The following is a 26,663-nucleotide window of genomic DNA, read 5'->3' as shown; positions in this document are numbered from 1 at the left end:
GCCTGTTGACGCGATGTGGTCGAAGCCACTGGCCTGGCTGGCATTTGAGCGATTTGTCGAAGCCACCGTGCGGATGGATCGTCGTTGCGACGCCCTGTCGGCGGGCTTGGGTAAAGAGGGGAGGTCGATACGATTCCGTGGGGCGACGTGCTCACCCCCGGCGGTCGGGTTCTAGTCACCGAAACGATACGGGGCCCGTTCCGGGCCCCGTCGTTTTTCACACCTTGACGACCCAGCCGGCGGGCGCCTCGACGTCTCCGCACTGGATGCCGGTGAGTTCGCGGTAGAGGCGTTGGGTGACCGGGCCCACGTCCTCGCGGCTATGGAACACGTGCAGTTTGTCGCCGTACTGGATGCCACCGATGGGCGTGATCACCGCGGCGGTGCCGCAAGCCCCGGCTTCCTTGAAGCGGTCCAGTTGGTCGATGTGCACATCGCCTTCGGAAACTTTCAGGCCCAGGCGATCGCGTGCGAGCTCCATCAGCGACAGGCGGGTGATACCCGGCAGCACCGAAGGGGAGCGCGGGGTGACGAACTCGTCGTCCTGGGTGATGGCGAAGAAGTTCGCCGACCCCACTTCCTCGATCTTGCTGTGGCTGGCGGGATCGAGGTAGATGCAGTCGGCGAATCCGTCGCGCTTGGCGTCCGCGCCGGGCAGCAGGCTGGCGGCGTAGTTGCCGCCGACCTTGGCGGCGCCGGTACCGTTGGGCGCGGCGCGGTCGTAACCGGAGATGACGAAATCGTGGGGCGTCATGCCGCCCTTGAAGTAGGCGCCGACCGGGATGCAGAACACGCTGAAGATGAACTCCGGTGCGGTCCGTACGCCGATGTTCTCGCCCACGCCGATCACGAAGGGACGCATGTACAGGGCGCCGCCGGAACCGTAGGGCGGTACGAAGCGCTCATTCGCCTTGACCACCTGGCGGCAGGCCTCGATGAACTGCTCGGTGGGGACTTGCGGCATCAACAGGCGTGCGCAGCTGCGCTGCATGCGCAAAGCGTTCTGGTCGGGGCGGAACAGGTTGATCGAGCCATCCTTGCACCGATAAGCCTTCAAACCCTCGAAGCACTGCTGGCCATAGTGCAGGGCGGTCGAGCCCTCGCTGATGTGCAGTATGTTGTCTTCGGTCAGGGAGCCGGCATCCCATTGGCCATCCTTCCAATGGGACAGGTAGCGGTAGTCGGTCTTGAGGTAGCTGAAGCCTAATGCGCTCCAGTCAATGGTGGATTCGCCCATGTTCGTCTCGTTGGGAAGTTTCGAGGAGCTGGTGGATATGCCGCCAGCGGTTCTTGGAAAGGCAAGGTGCGCAGTTGCCGACCCCTGCATGTGCTTCTACCTCTACATCGACACCCGGCGCCAGCCCTGCGGTAGGGTCGATCCTACAGGGAAGCCGTTCGCGAAGTCACCGGGCGCAGGCCACCTCGAACGCGGTGGGCCGTCGATGATGGCGCCGGTCCCGCAGGTACCGGCATATGGGTGGCGGCGAAGAAGGACGCGATCAGGCTCGAAGTCGCAGTGCGACGCCGCTAAATTCCGACATCTTCACTCATTCGCTCCGAGCTCCGAGCCGGGAGAAGTCGATCGCGCGGCATCGCCCTTGGGCCAACCCGGCCGCAGAATCCGTTTACCGGACTCCCGGGCATGGGGCGGATGCCGGAAAAAAATCGAGCTGGGGCGAAGCACGCTCTCTTCTCGGAAGACTGAGGCCAATGCGCTTATCGAGGAATGGAGTCCCCATGACCGCAGATTGACTTGCGGGAGTGATGTCGGTCGCTGCCAGACCAGATTCCTATCGGCAAAGCGTTTCCGGCTAGGGGGTAACTTAATTAGTGCGCGGGATTAGGGCTGCACGAAAGTCATCGAGCGAAGGTCAGACCAGGCAAAAACAGGCTAAGAAGCGGAGTTTATACAGCGTAAGCAAGCATTACCGATGCGCAGGCCGTTTTCGTACAGAGCCTGGTTAAATCGGCACTCGGGTTATGGACGATTACGTTGGGCGGGGTGCGCCGAATTTTAAACATCAAGTGTGCGAAGCCCTGTGACAATGCAATAGAGGGCAAGAGCGGTTGCGTGCAAGAGTGGCAGGAACTCCGCCACTCCTGCGGCACGCGGTTTTTCATCGATCTTCGTGGTTAACGAATAGATCTATCAGGGCGCGATGGCTTCAAAACAGCCATTTGGGTCCGAAATGAACCTTCTTCTTGAAGATCAAGTTGATCCAGACGGATGCTTCCAGGCTGACGTTGAAGCCCCCGCTGAACTTGATCTTGACGTCGTATTCGGCGCCCAGGGAAGAGTTGCCGACCGTTTCATGACGGCTCAGCGTACCGTTGTCGAAGGTCAGGAAGGAGTCCCCCACCTTGTAGCCGAGGATCTTGCTGGCAATCTCGACGACATACTTGTCATTACTGGGGTTGGTAACGGTTATATCGAATTCGACGACTTCGAAGTTGATGGTTTTGTGGAGCGGGAAAAGCCCTCTTGCGGCCGAGTTGCCGCTCAGCCCGGCGGTTTCGTTCTGTTCGACCAGTTGGCTGGACAGGTTTTGCAGGAAATCTTCTTTCGACAATTCGGACGCTTTGAAAAGTGCCTGAATTTCCGCGTTATCGAAACTCGTTTCGAGCAGGCCGGCAATGAATTGTTGTGAAGTTTGCATTGTAGTCTCCCTGTGTATATTCACTTCGCGATGAAGTGTTTTCCACTATAGGGAGAAACCGTCAGGGTGGAGCTGCTATAAATAACAGTAGTGGGCGGGGTCTGTGATAACTATCAAAAATACTAGTTCGATATGCCCCCTTGGTTACCCTGAAAGTTAAGCATAGTTAAACTTGAGGCATATGACGCTTCGATGTTGGCCCCGTCCCGGCAGACTGGCGCGTTGTCGTTCCTGTCGACGCATGTCCGTCCATCACCGGTATGGGATGGCCAAGCCCGGACATGCGACATCGCGCTCGCTTAGAGCCCGCTGAAAATCTTCGAGTAGGCAACGGCCTTCAGCTCGGCGATGCGCTTCTGCAAGGCGGCGCGTTCGGCCTCCGGCTTGGCCAGCCACCATTGGCGGACCGGCGTGTTGTCGTAGGGCCACGCCCAGCCGGCGTATCGTGCGTATTGCGCCTGGGGGAAGTCGTTCTTCAGGCGGCGCAGGTGCTTGTCGAAGAACGCGAGGACGAAATCGTTCTGCGCGCCCAGGAGGATCTCGGTGGGCGCCGTCCCCAGCAGGGCGTCGCGCAGGGGCCGGCGCATGAACCAGGACAGGTCGCTCAGCCCATTATGGGCGGCGCCTTTCAGTTGCAATCGGTACAGGTCTTGCCGCTGCCCCGCGTGGTCGAATCGCTCGTAGGAGAAGTCGTTGTAGCTGCGTTCGTGCCCATCGGTCTTCACCTTGAAAAACCGGTAGAAGTAGTCGCTGTCGGAATGGAACATGAGGAAGGGCACCGGCATGTCGGCATCGAAGGGAAGGTAATGGAAGTCCCCGCCGTCGAGGTTGACCCCGGCTGCGCAGCGCTTGTCGATCAGGCAGAGGGCACCGGTGACCGACCCGCCGAAGGACATGCCCATTTCCCCGGTCCTGGCGAAGTCGCTGGCGGCCACCACCTCGGCGGCCGCGGCAGGCACCGCCCCGCGTTCCAGGCGGTCATGCACGAACAGCCGGTCGGCGAGCCAGATCGAGGCGCTTTGCGCAACGATACGGTCGCCCCTCGCCAGGGTCGCCGCAGCGTTGCGAAGTTGCCCGTCGAGACGCTTGTCGAACGAAGCCGAGGTGTAGCCCTCGATCAGCGCCGGCGGGAATTCGCCCCGGGCTTCCGGGCCGTTGCGCATCAGGTCGATCAACGCTGGGTCCATGGGCAGGACATCGCCGTTGGGGAAGACGCTGGGTGAGGCGTCGTAGGTGTGCTGCACCGCGTACACGGCATAGCCGTGGCTGGCGAGGGTCTCCATCAGCACGCTGTTTTGCGAGAGGAACGAGGTATAGCCGTGGCTGAAGAAGACGCTCGGCAGCTTGCCGTCCTGCGGGGCGAGTGGCGCGTCGGCATAGGCATGGGTACGCACATGCTTGAGGTAGCTCAGCAGCGGCGGAAACCCGAGTCGCTCACCCATGCCGTGTGCCGTGGTCCTGGCTTCGACGTCGCTGAAGTAGGGCGCCTCGCGGGCGTCCGGGGCGGGCTGCGCGGGGTACCAGACGCGCACCAGCAGACGCCGGGGCTCATCCTTGCCGGCATACAGCACGCCGCGACGCGTTTCATCGACCAACTCGAAGGTTCGCATGCCGACGGCGAAGGGCCCGCTCGGGGTCGGTAGCGGCAGCACCGGGAACAGGTACAGGGCCGCGACGCTTGCCAGCCCCAGGGCCGCCAGCAGCGTTCCCGAGCGCCAGGGCACGCGCCGCGGCGCCCGCCGGGCGAGGCGGGCCTCCAGCAGCACTGCGAGTGCGAACGCCGCGCCGCTTAAGGCGCCCACCACGGCTTGCCAACGTTCGTCGAAGGCGCCGGCCACGCCGGTCGCGATTACCCACGCGGCGGCGAACCCGAGCGCCCGACGCCGGCCGGGCAAGACGGTCAGCCACCAAGCGCTGAGAAACAGGGCGATGCCCAGGATTTGCAGGATATCGGTGACGATCATCGTGGATTTCCGCTGGGGGTGCCGCGCGACGGCCAGCACACGGCCAGCAGGAGCAGGACGGCGACCAGCAGGTAGGGCGCGCGGCTGTCGACTTCGTAGACCAGGGTGCCGAGCAGCGGACCGACGATCATGCCCAGCCCATGGGCCGCGCTCAGTGTCCCGGCGGCCGAGCCCTGCTCGTGGGGGTGCACCGCGTTGACCGCCAGGGCGGATACCGCGGGGAAGACCCAGCCCATCCCCGCCGCCGCGACGAAATAGGTGGCCCATAAGCCCGGGGCATCATGGACGAAGAGCACCGCGCCGAAGCCCAGGGCGGAAAGGATGCCGCCTACGCTGATCAGCCGCGCCGGCGGCCAGGCCAGCGAGCGTACCAGCAACTGCGACAGGATCAGCGCCACGCCCACCGTCGTCAGGGCGATGCCCGCCGCGCGGGCCGCGTCGGCCGGCGCGAGCTGCAGGCGGTCGAGGGCGAAGAAACCCACCGTCACCTGGGCGATGGTGACGGCGGACATGGCGGCGAAACCCACCACCAAGGGTCGGCGCAGGCGCATATCGGTGATCCGCAGCGGGGCCGTGTCGCTCGGCGCGCGGCGTTCGTGGCGCGGCAGCCAGCGCCACAGCACCAGCAGCGCCAGCATCGGCAACGCGACGGTCACGTACAGCGGCAGGCTCAGGTCGAAGCCCGCCAGCCAACCCGCCAGGCCCGGGCCGGCAATCATCCCGGTGGCGCTGGTGGCGCCGAGGCTGGCCATCGCCGCGGTGCGCCGCTGGGGCGGTACGTGGTCGGCCAACAGGGCCGCCGCGGTCGCCGGAACCGCCGCGTAGAAGGCGCCGGCCAGGCCACGCAGCACGAGGATGCCGGCGAATGCCAGCCACCCCGGCGGTTGCCCGCGCAGGGCCAGGACGACGAAGGCACAGAGTGCCGTGTAAGAGAGCACGAAGCCCGCCAGCCCGAGCAGGATGATCCGGCGCCGCCCGAGCCGATCGCTGGCCGTGCCCCAGGCACGGGAGAACAGCAGCCAGGCGATCCCGGCCACGGTCACCGTGGCGCCCGCCTGCCAGGGCGCCAGGCCCAGCACCCGTGCGAGGGGGCCGACCAGCGCCACGAACGACATCACCGCGACGGTGCAGGCGAAGGTTTCGAACATCAACGGCGCCAGGCCGAAGTTTTCGCCTCGGGAGGCATCCGCTGTGGTGTCGGGTGCATTCATCTCAAGAACTCCGCAGTCGCGCGCCTATCCAGCCGATCAGCGCCAGGGGCGCGCCCAGGGCGAGCCAGGCGAACAGGTCGGCGAATCCGTCGCCCATGAGGCCGGCCACCAATCCCAGGCTGATGAGCACCGCCAGCAGCAGGGGCCAGCGAAAGATCCGCCAAAGGCCTCGACGTTTCATGATTCGCTCTCCGGGCGCAGGCCGCCGCTGTCCAGCTCGGCGAGGCGCTTATCCAATGGAGCGCCGCGACGCCCCAGCCACAGGTAGAGGCCGCTGCCGAGAATGACGATTGACACCAGGTCCAGCAGCGCCCAGATGATTTTCAACGGCATGCCGCCGTAGTCGCCGAAATGCAGCGGCTGCGACAGGAACAGGGTTTTCACGTACAGCGGCATCTCGCGCATGTCGGTCAGTTCGCCGGTCTGCGCATCGATCAGGGCGGGTTTGAGCAGGCGCTCGGTGAGGGGCGTGTTGCCGCGCATGAACACCGCGAAGTGGTGCCGGCTGCTGAATGGGGTGCCGGGAAAGGCGATCAGGCTCATGTGCATGTCCGGCGCGGCGCGTTGAGCGGTATCCACCGCGGCTTGCAGGGAGCCCAGCCGCTCCAGGGGCGCGAGGTCGCGGTAGGGGGCGGTCATTTCCGCCAGTTGGTCGCCCTGCCAGAGGTAGAGGATGGGCAGCGCCAGGGTGTTGATCACGCCAGTGACGCCGACCACCAGAACCCAAGCCAGGGTGACGATCCCCAGCGCGTTGTGCAGGTCGAGCCATTTCAGGCGCTGGCTGCGCCCGGTGCGTACCGTGGCGAAGTCCAGCTTGCGCATGAACGGCGTGTACACCACCACGCCCGACACCAGTGCGACGACCAGCAGCAGCCCCATGAAGCCGAGGAACAGGTAGCCCGGCAAGCCGATGAACAGGTCCGTGTGCAGGCGCAGCATCAGGTTCATGAAGCCGCCGGGCGGCGGCAGCGGATCGAAGAACTCCCCGGTGCGGGCGTCGAAAGGCTGCACGTGGCCATCGTCCGGTGGCGGGAGCAGGGTCGGCGCCGTCAGCACCGCGCCGAGGGGTTCGTCCTTCTCGAAGAACAGGAACCGGGCCACCTCGCCGGGCCGCGCCGCCAATGCCCTGGCGAGCACGTCGTCGTAGTCGATGCGCGGCGATTGGGCGGTGAGCGGCCGGGCTTCGGGATGATCGCCGACGTAATGCTCGATTTCTTCGTGGAAGATCAGCGGCAGGCCGGTCAGGCAGAGCAGCAGCAGGAAGACCGTGGCGATCAGGCTGGTCCATTTGTGCACCAGGTACCAGGCGCGCAGGGCTCTTCGGGTCATGGTCGATCGTTTCTCATGGGGGCTCGTACGGGGCCCGCCCGGTAGGCGGGGCGGCGCTCAGAAATCGGCGGTCAGGGAAAGCGATAGGGTGCGCGGCAGGCTCAGGGTCGCATAGCCGCTGGAAGCGCTCCAGTAATCCTTGCCCAGGGCATTTTCCAGGTTGGCGCGGGCCACCAGGGGGCTGCCGGCCACGTGGAACTGGTAACTGCCCCCCAGGTCGAGGCGATTCCAGCGCGGCGCTTCGATCCGGTTGTCGGCATCCAGGTAGGCCCTACCGGTGTGGATCCAGCGTCCGTCGAGCGTCAATCCGGCGAGGAAGGGCGCGTCCCACTCCAGGCCCAGGTTCGCCTGGCGACGGGCCACGCCTGGCGCGTCCTTGCCCTCGCTCGAGGCGACGCCGGTGTTGTTCTGCTCCGGCTCGATGTAGCTGGCGCCGGCCATGGCCCGTAGTCCATCGGCGACCTCGCCGAACAGGCTGAGCTCCAGGCCACGGTTGCGCTGCTCGCCGCGGGCGCGGAAGTAGCCGTCGCCATCGGTGATCGCATTGGGCTTCTCGATCTGGAACAGGCTCAACGTGGTGGCGAAGCGCCCGAAATCGTACTTGGCGCCGATCTCGTACTGCTTCGCCTTGTAGGGTGCCAGGGTTTCCCCGGCGTTCACCGCGACCACCGGCGCCGTCTGGCCCTGGCTCAGGCCTTGGACATAGTTCGCGTACAGCGAAAGGTCGTCCAGCGGCTTGACCAGGAACGTCACCATCGGCGTCCACACCGATTCGTCGTAGCGGGCGGTCCTGGCGCCGGTCGCCGCGCTGTAGGTGTCGGACTGGATTTGCTGGCGCCGTATGCCGAACGTGGTTTGCACGCGGTCGTCTAGGAACGACAGCTTGTCCACCAGCGCGACCCCGCCCTGGTCGGTCTCCCCGGTCTTCGGAATCCGCCCGTCGAGGGCGGAGTAGTCGGGCACCTCGGTATGCTCGGCGCTCCGGTAGAGGTTGCCGGGCTGCATGCCGTCGAACAGGTACACCATGCGCTCGCGTTCGTGCAGCGCGTTCGCGCTCAACGTCCAGTCGTGCCTGACCGCGCCGGTCCACGCGCTGCCGCGAATCCCGGCCTCACCGGAGTAGGTGCGCCGGTCGAATCGCTGGCGGGCCAGGCTGTTCACCAGGTCGCCCTGGTTGCCGACCAGGAAGCCGTTCGAGGCGATGGTTTCATAGTCGCTCTGGCGCCCGCCCAGGCTGGCGAAGGCGGTGAGGTCGGAGGTCAGGTCGTATTCGGCCCGGGTGACCAGCGACAGATCCTTCTGATCCAGGTAGGAGTCCCGCAGGCTGAAGCGTCGGGCGGAGTCCGGCGCGCTGGGCAGGCGGGTGGCGCTGCCGACGAGGACCGGGCGCACCACGCCCTCCAGGCTTTCCTTCTGGTACAGGAGGTCGGTGGACAGGCGCAACCGGTCGCTGCGGAAGTCCAGCGCCAGCGAGGCCAGCGGGAACTCCCGGCTCTGGTGCTCGAGGGCGGTGTCGCCATTGCGGTAGACCCCGTTGAAGCGCACCCCGAAGGCCTTGTCCGCGCCGAAGCGGCGTCCCACGTCCAGGTGGGTGCCGAACTGGGTGCGCTGGCTCCAGTCCACGCTGACCCGGGTGAGCGGGTCGTCGGCGGCACGCTTGGGCACCACGTTGACCGTGCCGCCCACGCTGCCGCCCGGCGACATCCCGCTCAGCAGCGCGCTCGGGCCCTTGAGCAACTCGACCCGCTCGGCGAACTCGATCGGCACCCGCCAGTAGGGCAGGACGCCGTATTGGCCATTCAGGGCGATATCCTGGTTGTTAACGGCGAAGCCGCGAATGGTGTAGGTGTCGACGATGTCGCCGCGGCCGCCCACCACGCGGACCGAGGGGTCGTTGGCCTCCAGCAGGTCGGCGACGCTGCGCGCCTGCTGCTGTTCGATGGTCTGCGCGGTGTAGCTGGTCGTGCTGAACGGGGTGTCCATCATGTCGGTATTGCCCAGCACGCCGAGGCGGCTGCCGCGGGCCACCTGACCACCGGCATAGTCCGCCGGCAGCTCGCCGGCGCCACCCCCCTGGCTGGTGACCAGCGTGCCCGGCACTTCCAGTGCCCCGTCCGGCGCGGCTGGCGCCAGGGTGTAGCTGCCGTCCGCGCGCGGCTGCAGTTGCAGGTGGCTGCCCTCGAGCAGGCGGCGCAACGCGTCGTCGGAGGCGTAGCGTCCATTCAGGCCGGGGCTTTGCAGGCCTTCGGTGAGCGCGGGATCGAAGGACAGCGCAACCCCGGTCTCGCTGGCGAAGGCCGCCAGGGTCCGCCCCAGTGGCCCGGAAGGGATCGCGTAGTTCCGCAGGCTGCCGTCGGTGGCGGCTCCGGCCGCCTGGGCCAGTTGCCCCGCGCCGCCCAGGGCCAGGGCCAGCAGGGCCGTATGCACGGCCAGCCTCAGCGTGGGACCGGGCAAGCGAAGCGGAAAACGGGAGGCGGAAGGGGCGGCTGGAACGGCGATCATTGCAGAAGTTCCTTGATGGCCGGGCGGCCATGGCGAGTGAGGGTTTCACCTCCCTTGCCAGGCGAAATGCAAAAAGGTCTCACCCCGGATGCAAAAAATTACGCATGACAGCCCGCAGGCCGCGCTAGGCCGGCGACAGCGTGACCCAATAGCCGGTGTGGGTGCTGGCCACCACCGGGTAAGTCGCCTGCAGCATCGCCAGGGTTCGCCCGCGATCCCGCAGCGGATAGGCGCCGGATACGCGCAGGTCGCGGATGGCCGGATCGCACCGCACGATGCCGCGGTGGTAGCGCGCGATTTCCTCGGCGAAATCGACCAGGCGCATGCGATCCGCCATCAGCATGCCGCGGGTCCAGGCGACCGCGCTGGCATCCACCTCCGCGCGATGGCCTATCCCCGTACGGTCGAAGGTTCCGCCCTGGCCGCCGCGGAGCATGACCACGGCGCCCTGGGCGGGAGCGATTTCGAGCGCGCCGGCGATCACCGCGAAGCCGGTCCGGCCGTCTTCCTGGCGGAGGCTGAAGCGTGCGTCCGAGGCGCGGACCGCCCCCTCGGCGGATGTCAGGCGGATGGGCAGGGCGGAGCCTGGCGCCGTCTCGACCAGGACTTCCCCGCGCAGCAGGCATATCCGCAGGTCCGCCGCAAGCGGGTGCAGGTCGAGGGCGGTATCGGTGTTCAGGGTCAAGCGGGTGCCGCCGGGCAGCAGCAGTTCCCGCTGCTCGCCCACCGCGGTGCGCTGGTCGGCGGTCCACGTCCGCCAGGGCTCCTCGCGCCAGGCGGCCCAGGCCACGGGCGCGGCGCCCAGCAGCACCGCCAGTTGCTTGAGCGCGCGGCGACGGTCCGGCTGCCGTTCCCGGCCGAGCACCGGCAGGCTCAATTCGGGTGGCAGGCTGCCCAGCCGCTCCAGCAGGCGTTCGGCGCGTTCCCAGGCCAGCGCATGCTGTCGGCTGCGCTGGCGCCACTCCGCGCAGGCGCGCTCGTCGACGGCGCCGTGCTCGCCGCTGTAGCGGTGTGCCAGCCAGGCAGCGGCCTCGTCGAGGATCGCGGCGGGAATAGGCTCGTCGGCCATCGCCCGGGTCACGCCATCGACTCGAGGCAGCGGCGAAACGCCTGCTGCATGTAGCGTTTGACCGAGCCCAGGGAAACGCCCAGGCGCTGGGCGATTTCCCCATACCCGAGGCCCTCGATCTGCGACAGCAGGAAGGCTCGACGCGCCTTGTCCGGCAGGCTGGCCAGCAGGCTGTCTATCTCGTGAAGGGTTTCGAGGATGATCAGTTTCTGTTCCGGCGGCGGCATGACCGCCTCCGGCAACGCGGCCAGGGTTTCCAGGTAGGCGCGCTCCAGCGATTGCCGCTGGTACCAGTTGATCATCAGTCCCCTGGCCACGGTGGTCAGGTAGGCGCGCGGCTCGCGGGCATCGAGCACCCGCCGCGAGGCCAACAGGCGGGCGAAGGTGTCCTGGGCGAGATCCGCCGCGTTGTCGGCGCAGCCCAGGCGCCTCCTGAGCCATCCATGGAGCCAGCCGTGATGGTCGCGATAGAGCAGACGCACCGCGTCCTGGAGGGAACTGTCGGCAGCAGACATGGGTGCCCCTGATGCGAGTTGGCGTCCGGCGCCAATCTTCTATGTGAGAATGAGTCTCATCATACCGGTCGCGACCGATGCCCCACAAGCACCTCGCCGAGCGAAGGCCGGGTCTTGGCGGCGGGCCGCATGCGCTCGGCAATGGGGGGCGAAAGGCCCGTGCGTCTTCCCGCCACAGGCCCGTGGCATGGCTGCCCTGGGTCCGTTGCGGCGCAAGCGCGGCCGGTCCGAGTGCGAATGGATCGGCGAAGGCCAGGGGTTAGGCGCCAACCCCTCGGGCAAACCCTGGCGAGGCGGGTTCGTCGCACAGGGCGCATTAGGACCTTCGCGCTTCCCCTGTCGAGCGCGGCAGGTGATGCGGCCGCGGACCGACCCGACGCCTGTCTCTTGCGGTTTCGACCCCGCCATCTTTAATGGGGAAAGGGGTCGCCGGCCCGCTCAGCGATTCGCCCTGGGTGCCGGCCGATTCAGCGGAAGGACAAGACCGGTCAGTACGTCCCGTCGTTCCGTTTTGCGGATCGGACGATGGCGAGACGATCAGGATCATCAACGGACGGCAGGTGGCACATGTTCAATACGCATCTCAAGCAGGAGCTGGCTCGGCTGCATGCCGAGAATGCCGAGTTCCGGCAATTGCTCAATGCCATGGAAGAGGAAACCCTGTCCCTTTCCATCGATGCGCAGGGGCGCATCGAGCGGGTCAACCAGAAGTTCCTGGACACGATGCGCTATACCCGCGGCCAGCTCGAAGGCAAGCCGCTGGATGACATCATCGCCGACTACGTGAAGAAGCTGGACTGCTACAAAGACCTTAAGGCCGCCATCAAGCGCGGGGCCCATATCAGCGGCTACTACCGTCTGCTGCGCGGGGACGGGCGCGAAGCCTGGCTGCGCGCGGTGTGGCAGCCCCTGAAGGACGAGCGCGGCGATGTCTACAAGTCGGTGTGTTTCGCCACCGACATCACCGAAACCGTGGAAAACGCCACCGAACACGAGAGCTTCATCAAGGCGTTGCTGCGCTCCACCGCGGTCATCGAGTTCAATCTGAACGGCGAGGTGCTCAAGGCCAACGATATCTTCCTGCGCTCGATGGGCTACACGCTGGAGCAGGTCAAGGGCAAGCATCACCGCATCTTCTGCACCCCGGAGGACTACAACTCGGCCGAGTACGCCGAGTTCTGGCAGCGACTGAATCGGGGGGAATACGTGGCCAGTCGCTTCAAGCGGATCGACAGCGCCGGACGCGACGTCTGGCTGGAAGCGTCCTACAACCCGGTCATCAACCCCCGTGGCGAGCTGTACAAGGTGGTCAAGTTCGCCACCGTGGTCACCGACCAGGTCAATCAGGAACGCGCCGTGGCCGATGCCGCGGCCATCGCCTACGACATTTCCCTGCAAACCGATGTGAGCGCGCAGAAGGGCGCGGAGGTGGTGCAGCAGACCGTCAGCGTGATGCGCCAGATCGCCTCGGATTTGCAGGAGGCTTCCAACGGCATCGAGGCCCTGGGCAAGCAGTCGCTGGTCATCAGCTCCATCGTCAAGACCATCAACGGGATCGCCGAACAGACCAACCTCCTGGCCCTCAACGCCGCCATCGAAGCCGCCCGGGCCGGCGAGCAGGGCAGGGGTTTCGCCGTGGTGGCCGACGAAGTTCGCCAACTGGCCGGACGCACCAGCCAGGCCACGGAGGAAATCGTCGGGGTGGTGCAGCAGAACCAACAGTTGGCCCAGGCCGCGGTGGGCAGCATGGCGAGCAGCAAGGGGCAGGCGGAGGCGGGGCTGGACCTGGCCAACGAAGCCGGTTCGAAGATCCTGGAAATCCAGGACGGCGCCAAACAGGTGGTGAATGCCGTGGGTCAGTTCGCCAGCCACCTGAGCACCTGACCCGGTCGCCAGGCATCGGCGCGATGAGCGCTGCGTCCTTCTTGATGCGCCTGGGCGCGGAGAAGGACGCATGCCTTCTTACTTGAGCGAATCCTTCAGGCGCTGCCCGGCGTACAACTGGGCCTGGCGCGCCTTGTCGACGACGGCCGCGGCGCCGAAGAATTCATGGGTGACGCCCTCGTAGACCTTGCGCTCCACCTTGACCCCGGCGTTCTCCAAGGCGGATTGCAGCATGCGGCCGTCCTCGGCCAGCGGATCGATTTCCGCGTTGATGATGGTCACCGGCGGCAACCCCTTGAGGTCCGCGTCCACCAGGTCGATGCGCGGGTCCTTGAGATCGGCCGCGGACTGGGTGGCGTTGGCGATGAACCACAGCATCATCGGCCGGTTGAGCGGCTTGGCGTCGGCGTATTTCTGGTAGCTGGACGTGCTGGTGCTGTTCTGCGCCACCGGGTACACCGAGAGCACATGGCGCGGCGGGGTCATGTTCTGGTCGCGGGCGGCGATGGCGGTCGCCACGGCCAGGTTGCCGCCGGCGCTCTCGCCGGCGAGGGCCAGGCGCGTCGGGTCGCCGTTCAGGCTTTCCGCGTGCTTGCTCACCCAGGCATAGGCGGCCAGCGCATCCTCATGGGCGGCGGGGAATTTGTTTTCCGGGGCACGGCGGTAGTCCACCGAAACCACCACCGCATTGGCCTGCTTGGCCAGCCCACGGGCACCGGCGTCGTAGACTTCGCGGTCGGCGATCACCCAGCCGCCGCCGTGGTAATACACCACTACCGGGAAGGGGCCCTGGCCCTGGGGCGTGTAGATACGCGCCTGGAGCGGGCCGGCCGCGCCGGGGATGCTGCGATCGGTGCTGGTCACGCCCGGCACCAGCACACTGGGGTCGGTGCTCTTGTCCTGGCCGCGCAGGACTTTTTTCACCGCGTCGGCCAGGGTGGGCTCCAGGCGCGCCTGGGTCGGCGTGATGTTCTCGATGGCTTTCGGGTCGAGGCTGGCGAAGGCGTTCAGCACACCCTGCATGTCCAGGTCGGCGCGGACCATCATCTTCGCGTTGCTGACCGCTTCTTCGCTCACGGGGCGTTTGTCCGGCGAGTGGCTACAGGCCGTCAGCAGGGCGGTGCCCAGGCCGAGCACGGCGAACCCGTAGAGGGCCTGGGTCCGGTAGGAACGTTGCTTCATATCGAATACCTGGTCGGGGAGGGTAGAGAATGCGACCAGGCGGGGCCGAAGTTGGTTTGCTCTTCTCGACGAGGGGTGTACGGGGCTCTCGAGAGGGGGACAGGGCTGCCGCGCAGAAATGCTTTCCAGCGATCGCCGCGGTGGATGCGAACCGCGGCCCGGAGGGCGCGCGCCCTGGGCGATTCGCCAGCGCCGGGCACTTTGCGGTACCCGGCGCCGACCCAGTCGGCTGGGCGCTATCGGCGCGTTCCGGTCACTTGGCGACCCAGGCGTTGAAGCGTTGCTCCAGTTCCTCGCCGTGCTCGACCCAGAAGCCGTTGTCGATCGGTACCGCCTGCGCCAGGTTGTCCGGCGCGGTGTTCAGGCGGGCGGCCAGGGCGGGGTCGAGATGGGACACGGTGTTCAGGTTGGTCGAGCCGTAGGCCAGCCGCTCGGTGTGGAGCTTCTGGTTCTCCGGGCGCAGCGAGTAGGCGATGAACTGCTCGGCGACCGCCTTGTTCTTGCTGCCCTTGGGAATCGCCCAGGAGTCGATGGCGTAGATGCTGCCGTTCCAGACGATCTGCATGTTGGCGCCTTCCTGCTGGGCGGCGAAGACCCGGCCGTTGAACGCCGTGCTCATCACCACGTCGCCGCTGGCGAGGAACTGCATCGGTTGCGCGCCGGATTCCCACCACTGGATGTTCTGTTTCACCTCGTCCAGCTTGTGGAAGGCGCGATCCACGCCCTGCTGGGTGGAGAGCACCTTGTACAGGTCGGCGTAGGGCACGCCGTCGGCCATCAGGGCGATTTCCAGGGTGTACTTGGCCCCTTTGCGCAGGCCGCGCTTGCCCGGGTACTTGCGGGTGTCCCAGAAGTCCGCCCAGCCGGTCGGCGCGCTTTTCAGCTTGTCGCCGTTGTAGGCCATGGCCATGGACCACACCAGCAGGCCGGCGCCGCATTCCGACAGGGTGCCCGGCACGAAGTCGGCCGGCGTGCCGATCTTCGCACCGTCCAGTTGCTCGAACAGGCCTTCCTCGCAGCCGCGCAGCAGTTCCGGACCTTCCACCTGGACCACGTCCCAGGTGACGCTCTGGGTGTCGACCATGGCCTTGATCTTGCCCATCTCGCCGTTGTACTCGCCGGCCAGGACCTTGTTGCCGGTGGCCTTCTCGAAGGGTGCGTAGAAGGCTTCGGTCTGCACGTCCTTGCTGGTGCCGCCGAAGGAAATGACGGTGATATCGCTGGCCATCGCGTGGGATGCCAGTGCGCTGAGGAGCATCGCTCCGATCGTTCTGTTCTTCATGTCCACCTCTTAGTAATCATTGTTGGCAGATTTCAATCACGTCTCACGCGAGGGTAGGTCGAGCGTCCGGCTCCGGGCTCTTGGCCTGTCGATCGTCCGGCCCCGCTATCCTGCGGGTCGGCCGGAAGGGTTCACGTACGGTAGTCGCCCTCGGCATCGGCGATCAGCCGCAGCACCGAGTTCCAGGCGAGGAAATGCAGGTCGCGCTCCAGTTCGTCGGCCGATTGCCGGGCGGTGAGTTCGCAGACCTCTTCGCTCGGAAAGCGCAGCTTCTGTCCGCCCGCCAGGGCCTGTACCTGGGCCTGGCAGGCGCGCTCGAGGAAATAGATCTGGTTGAACGCCTCGGCGATGGAGCCGCCGACCGCGAGCAGGCCGTGGTTGCGCAGGATCATCGCCTGGTGGGTGCCGAGGTCGCGCACTAGGCGGGCGCGCTCGGAAGGGTCGAGGGCGATGCCTTCGTAGTCGTGATAGGCCAGCCGCCGGTAGTACTTGAGCGCGTGCTGGCTGATCGGCAGCAGCCCGTCCTCCTGGGCGGAAACGGCGATCCCGGCGGAGGTGTGGGTGTGCACCACGCAATGGACGTCGGCGCGCGCGGCATGGATCGCCGAATGGATGTTGAAGCCGGCGCGGTTGACGCTGTCCGGGCCCAGGCGCGGGTCGACCACCTGGCCGTCATGGTCGACTTTGACCAGGTCGGAGGCGCGCATTTCGTGGAACAGCACGCCGTAGCGGTTGATCAGGAAGTGGCCTTCCTCGCCGGGCACCCGCGCCGAGATGTGCGTGTCGATCAGGTCGGTCATGCGGAAATGCGCCACCAGCCGATAAAGCGCGGCCAGGTCGCAGCGGGTGCTCCACTCTTCGGGGGAGATGCTCGCGCGGTCGATGTTATAAGCTGTCTCGTGCATGGCACGTCCTTATCGAGGCTGTGTTCCGCCGAGGGAACGGTTCGGTTTGTCGCGAGCTTGGCGCAGCGTGCCGCGAGCCACCATGCACAGGGACGGCTCCGCACCGGCATGGCTGTTATGGTGTTTTCACCGATACAGATGCCTTTAACCCTGGTCTGGATGGATGCACCCCATGTTGTTCCTGGATTCCGATTCGGAAGCCCCCCTGGTCAGCCAGATCGTCTCCGGCATCGGTCGGGCGATCGCCGAGCAAAGATTGCGCCCCGGCAGCAAGTTGCCGTCGATCCGCAAGTTCGCCCAGACCCATGGGGTCAGTCATTTCACCGTGGTCGAGGCCTACGACCGGCTGGTGGCGCTCGGTCACCTGACGCCGGTGCGCAACGCCGGCTTCTATGTGCGCGGGCAGGCCGGCGAGGCGCCTGCCCCGGTCGCGGCGGTGGACGCCACGGCCGGCAGCGAATTCGACTTCGATGCCCAGTTGCTGCTGCACAAGGTGTTCCAGCCCCTGGGCATGGAGTTGCGGCCCGGCGTCGGCCTGCTGCCCCACGCGTGGACCGATCACGATGGCCTGCAACGCGGGTTGCGCGCGCTCGGCCGCGGCGACCCCAGTGGCTTTTCCGGCTACGGCCACACCAAGGGCAACGAGCGCCTGCGTGGCAAGCTGGCGGACAAGCTGGCGGCGGCGCAGATCGTCGCCAGCGCGGAACACATCCTGCTGACCAGCGGCGCCAGCCAGGCCCTGGACCTGGTGTCGCGCTACCTGGTCGGGCACGGCGACACCGTGCTGGTGGACGAGCCCGGCTACCACAACCTGTTCCTCAACCTGCGCTTGCAGGGCGCCAACCTGGTGGGGGTGCCGCGGACCCGCGACGGCCTCGACCTCGCCGCCCTGGAGGCGGCCCTCGTCCGGCACCGGCCCAAGGTGTTCTTCACCAATGCGCGCCTGCAATGCCCGACCGGGACCAGCCTGTCCCTGGCGGTGGCCCATCGGCTGCTGCAATTGGCCGAGAAGCACGACTTCCTGATCGTCGAGAACGATATCTACGCCGACCTCGACCCCAGCGGCCAGCAGGCCCTGGCCGGCATGGACCAATTGTCCCGGGTGATCTACATCGGCAGTTTGTCCAAGGCCATCGCGCCGGCCCTGCGCGTGGGCTTCATCGCCGCCCACCGCGAGCTGATCGACGAACTGGTGCCGCTGAAGATGGCCAGCGGCCTGACCAGTTCGGAGATCACCGAGGAACTGGCCCTGGACATCCTCTTGCAGGGACGCCACCGCAAGCATGTGAAGCAGCTGCAGGACAACCTGTCCCAGGCCCACGAGGCGGTGGCCCGCCGGCTGGAGAACGTCGGCATGGAAATCTACCTGGAGCCGCGCGCCGGCCTGTTCCTCTGGGCCCGCCACCGGCTGATGGACGACGCCACGCTGCTGGCCACCCGCGCCAAGGCGGAGAAGATCCTGCTGGCCCCCGGGCAATTGTTCATGCCCGACGCCCGCCCCATACCCTGGCTGCGCTTCAACGTCGCGCATTCCCTGGACGACCGCCTCTACCGCTTCCTGGAACGCCAGGCCGACGCCCACGGCCTCGAGCCAGCCCAGGACTGAGCCTTGGAACCCAGGGGATCGTTTCGCCCGTGGAGGCGGTCGTAACAAGGGCCGGGTAGTCGAAGGCTGCCCGCTTCCCCAACTGCGGCCCTGACAGGAGACTCCTATGGATAGCTACCACATCAGTAAAGTGGACAAAGGCTGGGAACTGCGCAAAGTGGGCGCTGCACGCGCGTCCAAGCTCGCCGACACCAAGAACGAAATCCTCGAACTCACTGCCAGCTACATGGACGGCAAGACCGCTTCGGTGAAAATCCACAAGGAAGACGGCACCATCCAGGAAGAACGCACTTACCCACGGAGCGCCGATCCAAGGCGCAGCCAAGGCTGATAGCCTCTATCGGCAGCCTCGAAAGCCTGCTCAGGGACTTTCGAGACAGTGACGCCCGGCCCTCGCCGGGCCGTTCGCTGGCCCGGGCGAGCATGTTTCAGCACTGAGAGCCCGCCTGGCTGACCTGGGCTCGGCGCCCGGTTCGAGCCCTGACACCGATCTCGCCCACATCGCCTGCGGGGCCTTGGCCTCGTGAGCGGTGGGTCGCCGTCGTGGTCTCCTTCATCGGTGTTTCACCTGCGGAAGGCGCCCTTGGCATCGGTGGGTTATCCCCACGGGCTCGAATAGGTCGCCCGTGCCTGGGCGCCGCCCGGACTCATCGTCCTCTCGAAACCCGACCGGCGCGTCTTCATGCGCGAATGGCCGATACACGGGCCGTTATCGATGCGGGTTGGGATTGGCGGCCTGGAGCATGAGGCGATGGCCATGTCCGGTCGTCTTCCTCGGATCGTCGATATACAAGCGCGGCGTCGCGCGTGGCACCGATAGCCTTGCCTTCAATAACGGTTTCGGCCTGTGCGGCAAGAGCGCGCCGCGCGGGGGCAGGGCGTTTCGTCAGGACAGCTGGCCAATCGCTACGCTGTACTGTAATTATATACAGTATGAAGACTTACCTTTTCTATCCGTCCTTTTCGCCCCCGAGCCCGTGGTTGGCACCCGGGGCCGCAGCACCTGGCCGGTGGGGTTTATCCCCTCGCCGTGGGCGACGTTTGAGGGCAGGGCGATGATCGGCGCGGTGGTTGCCCTGGATACGCTGCTGGATGCGCGCCGGGTGTGGAAAGGCCGCCCGACCGAGAAGCCCGCCGGCCTCCAGCCGAGCGGCCATGCCGGGCTGGATGCGGCCCTGCCGAGCGGTGGCTGGCCGGAAGCCGCCCTTACCGAGCTGCTGGTGCCCGCCGAGGGCCTTGGCGAACTGAGCCTGCTCTGGCCGACCCTGGCGCGCCTGACCCGGGCGGCGGAGCGGGTGGTGCTGGTGGCGCCGCCCTTCATCCCCTATGCGCCGGCCTGGCTGGCCGCCGGGATCGACCTGCGCGAACTGGCGGTGGTGGAGGCCCGCGGGCGCGATGCGCTGTGGGCGGCCGAGCAATGCCTGCGTTCGGGGAGCTGCGGCGCCGTGCTCTGCTGGCCGCCGCAGGCCGACGACCGTGCCCTGCGCCGCCTGCAGGTGGCCGCCGAGAGCGGACAGACCCTGGCCTTCGCCTTCCGCCCGGCCCGCGACGCCTTCAATCCTTCGCCGGCCGCGCTGCGTATCGCCGTCGATGCGCAGCCGCGCCAGTTGCGTGTGCTCAAGTGCCGCGGCGGGCTCGCGCCCGGCCAGGCGATCCCCTTGGCGGCGGGGTGAAGGGCGATGCTCTGGGCCTGTATCGTCTTGCCGCAACTGGCGCTGGATGCGGTGTCGCGCCGGCTTGCCGACCCCGAGGCACCTCTGGTCCTGCTCAGCGGCAGCCCGCAGCACCGGGTGATCCAGGCGTTGAACCCGGCGGCGCGGGCGCTCGGCCTGCGCCGTGGCCAATCCCTGGCGGCCGCCCATGCCTTGACCCGCGCCTTCGCCAGCGTCGAGCAGGATCCGGCGGAAATCGAGCGCTGGCAGCAGTTCCTCGCCGCCTGGGCCTATCGCTTCAGCTCCCAGGTGAGCCTGCGCTACCCGCGCGCGCTGCTGCTGGAAATCCACTCCAGCCTTGCGCTGTTCGGCCCCTGGCCGCGTTTCGAGGCGCGCCTGCGCGACGAGCTGGCGGCCCTCGGTTTCCGTCACCGCCTGGTGGTGGCGCCGAACCCGGCGGCGGCGCGGGCCCTGGCCAACGTCCACGACGGCCTGGCGGTCCTGTCCGCCGAAGCCTTGCGTGAGGCCCTGGAGCGAATGCCGGTGGACCGGCTCGGCCTCGAGCCCCAGGTGGCCACGGCCTTCGCGCGCATGGGCCTGCGTGTGCTGGGGCAGGTGCTGGCGCTGCCCCGGGCGACCCTGGCGCGGCGCTTCCCCGCGCACCTGCTGCAGCACCTGGATACCCTGCTCGGCGAGCGCCCGCTGGCCCTCGAATGCTACGTGCCGCCGGATGAGTTCGCCGGGCGCCTGGAACTGAATTTCGAGGTGGAATCGCACCAGGCCCTGCTGTTTCCCCTGCGCCGGCTGACCGCCGACCTGGCGGCCTTTCTCGCCGGCCGCGACAGCGGGGTGCAGCGCTTCACCCTGCATTTGGAGCACCGTGGCGGCGGCGAGACTCAGGTGCCGGTCGGCCTGCTGGGCGCCGAGCGCGACCCGGCGCTGCTCTTCGAACTGGCCCGTGGCCGTCTGGAGCGGCAACAGGTGCCGGCACCGGTACAGGCGATGCGCCTGCTGGCGCGCGACCTGCCGGCCTTCGTGCCCGAGCACCGCCAACTGTTCGACGAGCGGCCCCAGCAGAGCCTGCCCTGGGAGCAACTGCGCGAGCGCTTGCGCGCCCGCCTCGGCGATGACGCGGTGCATGGCCTGAGCGCCCGCGCGGACCACCGCCCGGAAGCGGCCTGGCGGGCGGAATCGGCCCCCAAGGCAAGCCCGCTGCCGCCCGCCACGCCGCGGCCCGGCTGGCTACTGCCGGAGCCGGTGGCGCTGCGCGAGGCTTCCCTGCGGGTGCTCGCCGGGCCCGAACGCATCGAGTCCGGCTGGTGGGATGGCGCCGACGTGCGGCGCGATTACTACCTGGTGGAAACCCGCGGCGGACAACGGGGCTGGGCCTTCCGCCCGGTCGGGGTGGACGGGCCGTTGCTGCTCCACGGGTGGTTCGCATGAGCCCGGGCTACGCCGAATTGCACTGCCTGTCGAATTTCAGTTTCCAGCGGGGCGCGTCCAGCGCCCGCGAACTCTTCGAACGGGCCACACGCCACGGCTACCAGGCCCTGGCGATCACCGACGAGTGTTCCCTGGCCGGCATCGTGCGCGCCTGGCAGGCGTCCCGCGATACCGGGCTGCCGCTGATCGTCGGCAGCGAAATCCGCCTCGAAGAGGGTCCCAAGCTGGTCCTGCTGGTGGAAGACCTGGCCGGCTACCAGCGGCTGTGCCGGCTGATCACCCTGGCCCGCCGCCGGGCCGCGAAAGGCGAGTACCGGTCGTTGCGCGAGGATTTCGACGAAGCGCTGGATGGTCTGCTGGCGCTCTGGGTGCCGCAGCCGGGCGAGGATCCGGCGCGCGAGGGGCGCTGGCTGCGCGAGCGCTTCCCCGGGCGCGTCTGGCTGGCGGTCGAGCTGCACCGTGGGCCGGACGACGCCACCCGGCTGCGGCGGCTCCAGGCCCAGGCCGCCGCCCTGGGCCTGCCGCTGGTGGCCGCGGGAGACGTGCACATGCACGCGCGCGGGCGTCGCGCCCTGCAGGACTGCATGACCGCGATCCGCCACCACCTGCCGGTGGCCGAGGCGGGGGCGTACCTGTTCGGCAACGGCGAGCGGCATCTGCGCCCGTGCGCGGCCCTGGCCGATCTCTACCCGGCGTCGCTATTGGCGGAAACCCTGGCCATCGCCCGGCGTTGCACCTTCGACCTCGACCAGTTGCGCTACCAATATCCCCACGAGCTGGTGCCCGCCGGCCATACGGCGACCACCTGGCTGCGCCATCTGGTCGACGCCGGGGCCCGCCTGCGCTGGCCGAAGGAGATTCCCCCGGGAACCCAGGCACAGATCGAGAAGGAGCTGGGCCTGATCGAGGACCTGGGCTACGAGAGCTATTTCCTTACCGTTCACGACATCGTCGCGTTCGCCCGTCGCAAGCACATCCTTTGCCAGGGGCGTGGCTCGGCGGCCAACTCGGTGGTGTGCTTCGCCCTCGGCATCACCGAACTGGACCCGGCGCGGGTGGACCTGCTGTTCGAACGCTTCCTCTCCAAGGAGCGCAACGAGCCACCGGACATCGACGTGGACTTCGAGCACGAGCGCCGCGAAGAGGTCATTCAGTACGTATTCGAACGCTACGGCCGCAACCGGGCGGCGCTCACCGCGGTGGCCAGCACCTACCACGGCGCCGGCGCGGTGCGCGACCTGGCCAAGGCCCTCGGCCTGCCGCCCGACCAGGTCGACGCCCTGGCCGGTTGCTGCGGGCACTGGAGCAGCGGTCCGCCAGGCGTCGAGCGGCTGCGGGAAAGCGGTTTCGACCCGGACAGCCCGGTGTTGCGTCGGGTCCTGGCGCTCACCGGCGAGCTGATCGGCTTCCCCCGGCACCTGTCGCAGCACCCCGGCGGTTTCGTCATCTCCGAACAGGCGCTGGATACGCTGGTACCGGTGGAGAACGCGGCCATGCCGGGGCGCACCCTGATCCAGTGGGACAAGGACGACCTCGACCTGGTCGGCCTGCTCAAGGTGGACATCCTCGCCCTGGGCATGCTCAGCGCGTTGCGCCGTTGCTTCGACCTGCTGAGCCGCTATCGGGGGCGGCATCTCACCCTGGCCACGGTGCCCCAGGAGGACCCGGCGACCTACGCGATGATCGCCCGCGCCGATACCCTGGGGGTTTTCCAGATCGAGTCGCGGGCGCAGATGGCCATGCTCCCGCGGCTGCGCCCGAAGACCTTCTACGACCTGGTCATCGAGGTGGCCATCGTCCGCCCGGGGCCGATCCAGGGCGACATGGTCCATCCCTACCTGCGCCGGCGTAACGGGGACGAAAAGGTGACCTATCCCGAGGGACTGGAGAAGGTGTTCAAGCGCACCCTCGGCGTGCCGCTGTTCCAGGAGCAGGTGATGCAACTGGCCATCGTCGCCGCCGATTATTCGCCGGGGGAGGCCGACCAGTTGCGCCGTTCCATGGCGGCCTGGAAGCGTCACGGCGGCCTGGAGCCCCATCGCCGGCGTCTCACCGAGGGCATGCTGAAGAACGGCTACAGCGCCGATTTCGCCCTGCGCATCTTCGAGCAGATCAAGGGCTTCGGCAGCTACGGGTTCCCCGAATCCCATGCCGCCAGCTTCGCCCTGCTGACCTACGCCAGTTGCTGGCTGAAATGCCACGAGCCGGCCGCCTACGCCTGTGCCCTGATCAACAGTTGGCCGATGGGCTTCTACAGCCCCGACCAGGTGCTGCAGGACGCCCGTCGCCACGGCATCCGGACCCTGCCGGTCGACGTGCGCCACAGCGACTGGGATTGCAGCCTCGAAGGCGACGGAGCGGGGCAGCCGGCGATCCGCCTGGGGCTGCGGATGATCGCCGGATTCGCCGAGGCCGACGCCCGGCGTATCGAACGCGCCAGGGCCGCCGGCGCCTTCGCCGAGGTGGCCGAGCTGGGCGTCCGCGCCGCCCTGGAGGCCCGCGCGCTGGAGCGGCTCGCCGATGCCGGCGCCCTGCAGGGGCTCGCCGGGCATCGGCATCGGGCGCGCTGGGCGGTGGCCGGGATCGAGACCCAGTACCCGCTGTTCGCCGGCTTGCCGGCCGGGGACGAACCCCCGGTGGAGTTGCCGCGGCCGACCCCGGGCGAGGACCTGCACGCCGACTACGCCACCCTGGGCACCACCCTCGGCCCGCATCCGCTGGCAATGTTGCGCGAAGACCTGCGCAGCCGCCGCTGTCGTCATTCGCGGGAGTTGGCGGGGGTCGAGCACGGCCGGCCGGTGAGCGTCGCCGGCCTGGTGATCGGCCGGCAACGGCCGCAGACCGCCAGCGGGGTGATCTTCGTGACCCTGGAGGACGAGTACGGGATGGTCAACGTAATCGTCTGGCACGACCTGGCCGAGCGGCAGCGGCGGGTATTGGTGGGCGCGCGGCTGTTGCAGGTGGATGGGCGCCTGGAAACGCAAGGCGAGGTGCGGCACCTGATCGCCGGGCGCCTGCATGACCTCACCCCGATGTTGACCGGCCTGGACATACGCAGCCGGGATTTCCACTGACGCGCGCGTCATCGGCGGGCGCGGCCGCGGGGCGCGGGACCGGCCTGAGGCGCGGCAGGGTGCCGTGCGTGGAGCCGCAAATGAGGCTTCGCTCGGTAAAAGGCTTGTCTGTGGGCCCGCGGGCAGGTATTTCTCTCGTCCGCTGTGTTTGCCCCGGGAGCGACGCCCGTGCCCGCCGCGAACGAACTGCCCGAAGGGATAAGGAATCTTCATGGATGTATCGCTCCTGCTCACGGCCGGCCTGGTAGCCGCGACCATCGGTCTCTGGGCCACCGCCCGCCTGCCCGAATACCTCACCGCGTTGCTGTTCTTCACCCTCGCCATGGTCCTGAAGGTCGCGCCCGCCGCGCTGATTTTCTCCGGCTTCGCCTCGTCGGCCTTCTGGCTGGTGCTCAGCGGTTACGTCATCGGCATCGCCATCCGCAAGACCGGGTTGGCCGACCGCTGCGCGCGCTGGCTGGCGCCGGGACTGTCCGGCTCCTACCCGCGCCTGGTGTTCGGGGTGATCGGCCTGACCTATGCCCTGGCGTTCGTGATGCCTTCGAACATGGGCCGGATCGCCTTGCTGATGCCCATCGTCCTGGCGCTGGCCGACCGCACCGGCCTCGGCGAGGGTCGCCCCGGACGCATCGGGTTGGGTCTGGCGGTCGGGTTCGGCACCTTCCAGCTGTCGGCCTCGATCCTGCCGGCCAACGTGCCCAACCTGGTGATGGCCGGTGCCATCGAGTCCTCCTACGGCCTGCACCTGGCCTACCTGCCGTACCTGCTGCTGCATCTGCCGGTGCTCGGCCTGCTCAAGGGCGTCGCCCTGGGCGCCTGCGTCTGCGGGTTGTTCCGGGATCGCCTGGAGGGCAGGGTGGAGGCCGAGGCCGCGCAACCCCTGAGTGCCGACGAAAAGCGGCTGGCGCTCCTGCTGGCGGTCACCCTCGGGCTTTGGTTCACCGACGCCCTGCACGGCATCTCGCCCGCCTGGGTCGGCCTGGGCGCCGCCTGCATCTGCCTGTTGCCGCGGATCGGCTTCGTCAGCGGCGAGGAGTTCGGCAAGGAGGTGAATCACCGCACCGCGCTCTACGTGGCGGCCATCCTCGGCCTCGCCGCCCTGGTCGCACAAAGCGGGCTCGGCGAGGCGATCGGTCAGGCCCTGCTGCACGTCCTGCCCCTGGGGGCGATCGGCCCGTTGGGCAGCTTCGCGGCCATCACCGGTGTCGCGGTGCTGCTCGGTTTCGTCGTCACCGCCAATGGCGTGCCCGCGCTGTTCACGCCCTTGGCCCACTCCCTGGCCAGCGCCTCCGGCCTGCCCTTGCTCAGCGTCCTGATGATCCAGGTGATCGGCTTCTCCACGCCGTTATTGCCCTACCAGGCCTCGCCCATCGTGGTCGCCATGGGCATGGGCCGGATACCCTTCGCCGCCGCCCTACGCCTGAGCCTGGTCCTGGCCGGCGTGACCTTCCTGGTCCTGCTGCCGCTGGATTACCTCTGGTTCCGCCTGATGGGCCAGCTTTGAGCGGCGCTCGCCCAGCGCCGAAGGTCCACGCGTAGGGCCGTTGGCTTCACTGGAGGAGGGGCCTCGATCTCGCTATCCGGGTTTTCCACGCGGTTCACCCCATGCGTGCGGATCCGTCCCCTGGAGGAGGCCGGCCAGGATGACCCCATGGCGGTGAACGGACGATCCCCAGGTCACCCGCTTCCTGCCCTGCACGACCTGGTCGACGCCCGGGCCCGGCGCGCCGGGCGTCCGGCTCAGCGCGGCAACGGCAGCGCGGTGGTGTACTTGATCTGCTCCATGGCGAAGCTGGAAGTGATGTCGGTCAGGCCGTCGGTGCTGGTGATCAACTTCTTGTAGAAGCGGTCGTAGGCGCTGATGTCGCTGACCAGCACGCGCAGCATGTAGTCCCATTCGCCGGCCATGCGGTAGAACTCCAGGACTTCCTCGAACTGCACGACGATGGCGGCGAATTTCTCCAGCCAGAGGCTATCGTGGCGCTGGGTCTTGAGCTGGACGAACACCGACAGTCCGAGGCCCAGGCGCGCCGGGTCCACCAGGGCCACGCGGGCGCGGATATAGCCTTCTTCCTCGAGTTTCTTCACCCGTTTCCAGCAGGGCGTGGTGGACAGGTTGACCGCTTCGGCGAGGTCCTTGAGCGGCAGGGAGGCGTCCCGCTGGAGCAGCGAGAGAATGTGGCGGTCGAAATGATCCATACACGTACCGTTGTCATTTGGGAAAAATTTTCTACTCAATAGCGCCAAATGGAGAAAATTGAAAATAATTTTCTCGGATTCAGGCCGTAATATTTTTCCGTCCTTTCCACGAAGAAACGCGCATGTTCCCGTCCTTGCTTTTCCGTCCCGCGCCGCCGCCGCGTCTCTCGCGGCATGACCTGCAGCGGC

The 26,663-nt window shown here is 67.5% G+C and carries 20 protein-coding genes; 7 read left to right on the top strand and 13 right to left on the bottom strand.

The annotated features are described in order from the left end of the window. Positions 1-217: 217 nt before the first annotated feature. From OGL92_RS03070 to OGL92_RS03030, 9 genes are all read right to left on the bottom strand, one after another. A complete protein-coding gene (locus OGL92_RS03070) occupies positions 218-1,327 on the bottom strand; it encodes a branched-chain amino acid aminotransferase (RefSeq protein ID WP_263140254.1) in 1,110 nt (369 codons plus the stop codon). A gap of 838 nt (positions 1,328-2,165) precedes the next feature. Next, positions 2,166-2,657, bottom strand: a complete 492-nt coding sequence (locus OGL92_RS03065) for a hypothetical protein (protein ID WP_263140252.1) — start codon at positions 2,655-2,657, stop codon at positions 2,166-2,168. 299 nt (positions 2,658-2,956) lie between these two features. After that, the gene (locus tag OGL92_RS03060; protein WP_263140250.1) at positions 2,957-4,621 is read right to left on the bottom strand and encodes a hypothetical protein; all 1,665 of its coding nucleotides are present in this window, start codon (positions 4,619-4,621) and stop codon (positions 2,957-2,959) included. Then, positions 4,618-5,832, bottom strand: coding sequence for an MFS transporter (locus tag OGL92_RS03055; RefSeq protein ID WP_263140248.1), 1,215 nt, complete (start codon positions 5,830-5,832; stop codon positions 4,618-4,620). The genes OGL92_RS03060 and OGL92_RS03055 overlap by 4 nt, the downstream gene beginning before the upstream one ends. Before the next feature lies 1 nt (position 5,833). After that, on the bottom strand, positions 5,834-6,013 hold the full coding sequence (locus tag OGL92_RS03050) for a hypothetical protein (RefSeq protein WP_263140244.1): 180 nt from the start codon (positions 6,011-6,013) through the stop codon (positions 5,834-5,836). After that, complete coding sequence (locus tag OGL92_RS03045; protein ID WP_263140241.1) at positions 6,010-7,161, bottom strand: PepSY domain-containing protein; 1,152 nt, start codon at positions 7,159-7,161, stop codon at positions 6,010-6,012. The genes OGL92_RS03050 and OGL92_RS03045 overlap by 4 nt, the downstream gene beginning before the upstream one ends. A gap of 57 nt (positions 7,162-7,218) precedes the next feature. Next, positions 7,219-9,663, bottom strand: coding sequence for a TonB-dependent receptor (locus OGL92_RS03040; protein ID WP_276583692.1), 2,445 nt, complete (start codon positions 9,661-9,663; stop codon positions 7,219-7,221). A gap of 124 nt (positions 9,664-9,787) precedes the next feature. Further along, positions 9,788-10,744 (bottom strand): FecR family protein, encoded by a 957-nt coding sequence (locus OGL92_RS03035; protein WP_263140229.1) that lies wholly within the window; start codon positions 10,742-10,744, stop codon positions 9,788-9,790. Then, positions 10,741-11,247 carry a sigma-70 family RNA polymerase sigma factor gene (locus OGL92_RS03030; protein WP_263140226.1) on the bottom strand — a complete coding sequence of 169 codons (507 nt, stop codon included), beginning with the start codon at positions 11,245-11,247 and terminating at the stop codon, positions 10,741-10,743. The genes OGL92_RS03035 and OGL92_RS03030 overlap by 4 nt, the downstream gene beginning before the upstream one ends. Positions 11,248-11,814: 567 nt before the next feature. Between OGL92_RS03030 and OGL92_RS03025 the strand changes: the two genes are divergently transcribed. Further along, a complete protein-coding gene (locus OGL92_RS03025; RefSeq protein ID WP_263140225.1) occupies positions 11,815-13,131 on the top strand; it encodes a PAS domain-containing methyl-accepting chemotaxis protein in 1,317 nt (438 codons plus the stop codon). Between the two features lie 78 nt (positions 13,132-13,209). Here OGL92_RS03025 and OGL92_RS03020 read toward each other — a convergent pair whose 3' ends face one another. From OGL92_RS03020 to OGL92_RS03010, 3 genes are all read right to left on the bottom strand, one after another. Then, complete coding sequence (locus tag OGL92_RS03020) at positions 13,210-14,313, bottom strand: alpha/beta hydrolase (RefSeq protein WP_263140223.1); 1,104 nt, start codon at positions 14,311-14,313, stop codon at positions 13,210-13,212. Between the two features lie 253 nt (positions 14,314-14,566). Continuing rightward, the gene (locus tag OGL92_RS03015) at positions 14,567-15,595 is read right to left on the bottom strand and encodes an ABC transporter substrate-binding protein (protein ID WP_263140220.1); all 1,029 of its coding nucleotides are present in this window, start codon (positions 15,593-15,595) and stop codon (positions 14,567-14,569) included. 131 nt (positions 15,596-15,726) lie between these two features. Further along, positions 15,727-16,500 carry a class II aldolase/adducin family protein gene (locus OGL92_RS03010; RefSeq protein WP_263140217.1) on the bottom strand — a complete coding sequence of 258 codons (774 nt, stop codon included), beginning with the start codon at positions 16,498-16,500 and terminating at the stop codon, positions 15,727-15,729. Positions 16,501-16,672: 172 nt separating this feature from the next. Between OGL92_RS03010 and OGL92_RS03005 the strand changes: the two genes are divergently transcribed. The 6 genes from OGL92_RS03005 (at position 16,673) to OGL92_RS02980 (ending at position 25,779) form a co-directional block, all read left to right on the top strand. After that, positions 16,673-18,106, top strand: coding sequence for a PLP-dependent aminotransferase family protein (locus tag OGL92_RS03005; RefSeq protein ID WP_263140215.1), 1,434 nt, complete (start codon positions 16,673-16,675; stop codon positions 18,104-18,106). Positions 18,107-18,212: 106 nt separating this feature from the next. Continuing rightward, a complete protein-coding gene (locus tag OGL92_RS03000; protein ID WP_263140213.1) occupies positions 18,213-18,437 on the top strand; it encodes a DUF2188 domain-containing protein in 225 nt (74 codons plus the stop codon). A 727-nt stretch (positions 18,438-19,164) separates the two neighbouring features. After that, complete coding sequence (gene imuA / locus OGL92_RS02995; protein ID WP_263140273.1) at positions 19,165-19,779, top strand: translesion DNA synthesis-associated protein ImuA; 615 nt, start codon at positions 19,165-19,167, stop codon at positions 19,777-19,779. A 6-nt stretch (positions 19,780-19,785) separates the two neighbouring features. After that, positions 19,786-21,201 (top strand): DNA polymerase Y family protein, encoded by a 1,416-nt coding sequence (locus OGL92_RS02990; protein WP_263140212.1) that lies wholly within the window; start codon positions 19,786-19,788, stop codon positions 21,199-21,201. Continuing rightward, the gene (locus OGL92_RS02985; RefSeq protein ID WP_263140208.1) at positions 21,198-24,275 is read left to right on the top strand and encodes an error-prone DNA polymerase; all 3,078 of its coding nucleotides are present in this window, start codon (positions 21,198-21,200) and stop codon (positions 24,273-24,275) included. Before OGL92_RS02990 ends, OGL92_RS02985 begins: the two co-directional genes overlap by 4 nt. A 211-nt stretch (positions 24,276-24,486) precedes the next feature. Further along, positions 24,487-25,779: an SLC13 family permease gene (locus OGL92_RS02980; protein WP_263140205.1), complete on the top strand. Its 1,293-nt coding sequence runs from the start codon at positions 24,487-24,489 to the stop codon at positions 25,777-25,779. A gap of 236 nt (positions 25,780-26,015) precedes the next feature. Here the strand turns inward: OGL92_RS02980 and OGL92_RS02975 are convergent, their stop codons facing one another. Next, a complete protein-coding gene (locus OGL92_RS02975; RefSeq protein ID WP_263140193.1) occupies positions 26,016-26,474 on the bottom strand; it encodes an Lrp/AsnC family transcriptional regulator in 459 nt (152 codons plus the stop codon). Between the last annotated feature and the right edge of the window lie 189 nt (positions 26,475-26,663).

The organism is Pseudomonas sp. RIT-PI-AD (genome assembly GCF_025642785.1).
In the GTDB taxonomy this organism is placed as follows: Bacteria; Pseudomonadota; Gammaproteobacteria; order Pseudomonadales; family Pseudomonadaceae; genus Pseudomonas_T.
The sequence above is the reverse complement of the archived record's forward strand: the minus strand, read 5'-3'. Positions and strand labels throughout refer to the sequence as shown.

Coding starts and splice junctions, on each gene's coding strand:
- OGL92_RS03070 (WP_263140254.1), bottom strand. CDS start 1,327: ATGCAGGGGTCGGCAACTGCGCACCTTGCCTTTCCAAGAACCGCTGGC.
- OGL92_RS03065 (WP_263140252.1), bottom strand. CDS start 2,657: ATGCAAACTTCACAACAATTCATTGCCGGCCTGCTCGAAACGAGTTTC.
- OGL92_RS03060 (WP_263140250.1), bottom strand. CDS start 4,621: ATGATCGTCACCGATATCCTGCAAATCCTGGGCATCGCCCTGTTTCTC.
- OGL92_RS03055 (WP_263140248.1), bottom strand. CDS start 5,832: ATGAATGCACCCGACACCACAGCGGATGCCTCCCGAGGCGAAAACTTC.
- OGL92_RS03050 (WP_263140244.1), bottom strand. CDS start 6,013: ATGAAACGTCGAGGCCTTTGGCGGATCTTTCGCTGGCCCCTGCTGCTG.
- OGL92_RS03045 (WP_263140241.1), bottom strand. CDS start 7,161: ATGACCCGAAGAGCCCTGCGCGCCTGGTACCTGGTGCACAAATGGACC.
- OGL92_RS03040 (WP_276583692.1), bottom strand. CDS start 9,663: ATGATCGCCGTTCCAGCCGCCCCTTCCGCCTCCCGTTTTCCGCTTCGC.
- OGL92_RS03030 (WP_263140226.1), bottom strand. CDS start 11,247: ATGTCTGCTGCCGACAGTTCCCTCCAGGACGCGGTGCGTCTGCTCTAT.
- OGL92_RS03025 (WP_263140225.1), top strand. CDS start 11,815: ATGTTCAATACGCATCTCAAGCAGGAGCTGGCTCGGCTGCATGCCGAG.
- OGL92_RS03020 (WP_263140223.1), bottom strand. CDS start 14,313: ATGAAGCAACGTTCCTACCGGACCCAGGCCCTCTACGGGTTCGCCGTG.
- OGL92_RS03015 (WP_263140220.1), bottom strand. CDS start 15,595: ATGAAGAACAGAACGATCGGAGCGATGCTCCTCAGCGCACTGGCATCC.
- OGL92_RS03010 (WP_263140217.1), bottom strand. CDS start 16,500: ATGCACGAGACAGCTTATAACATCGACCGCGCGAGCATCTCCCCCGAA.
- OGL92_RS03005 (WP_263140215.1), top strand. CDS start 16,673: ATGTTGTTCCTGGATTCCGATTCGGAAGCCCCCCTGGTCAGCCAGATC.
- OGL92_RS03000 (WP_263140213.1), top strand. CDS start 18,213: ATGGATAGCTACCACATCAGTAAAGTGGACAAAGGCTGGGAACTGCGC.
- OGL92_RS02990 (WP_263140212.1), top strand. CDS start 19,786: ATGCTCTGGGCCTGTATCGTCTTGCCGCAACTGGCGCTGGATGCGGTG.
- OGL92_RS02985 (WP_263140208.1), top strand. CDS start 21,198: ATGAGCCCGGGCTACGCCGAATTGCACTGCCTGTCGAATTTCAGTTTC.
- OGL92_RS02980 (WP_263140205.1), top strand. CDS start 24,487: ATGGATGTATCGCTCCTGCTCACGGCCGGCCTGGTAGCCGCGACCATC.
- OGL92_RS02975 (WP_263140193.1), bottom strand. CDS start 26,474: ATGGATCATTTCGACCGCCACATTCTCTCGCTGCTCCAGCGGGACGCC.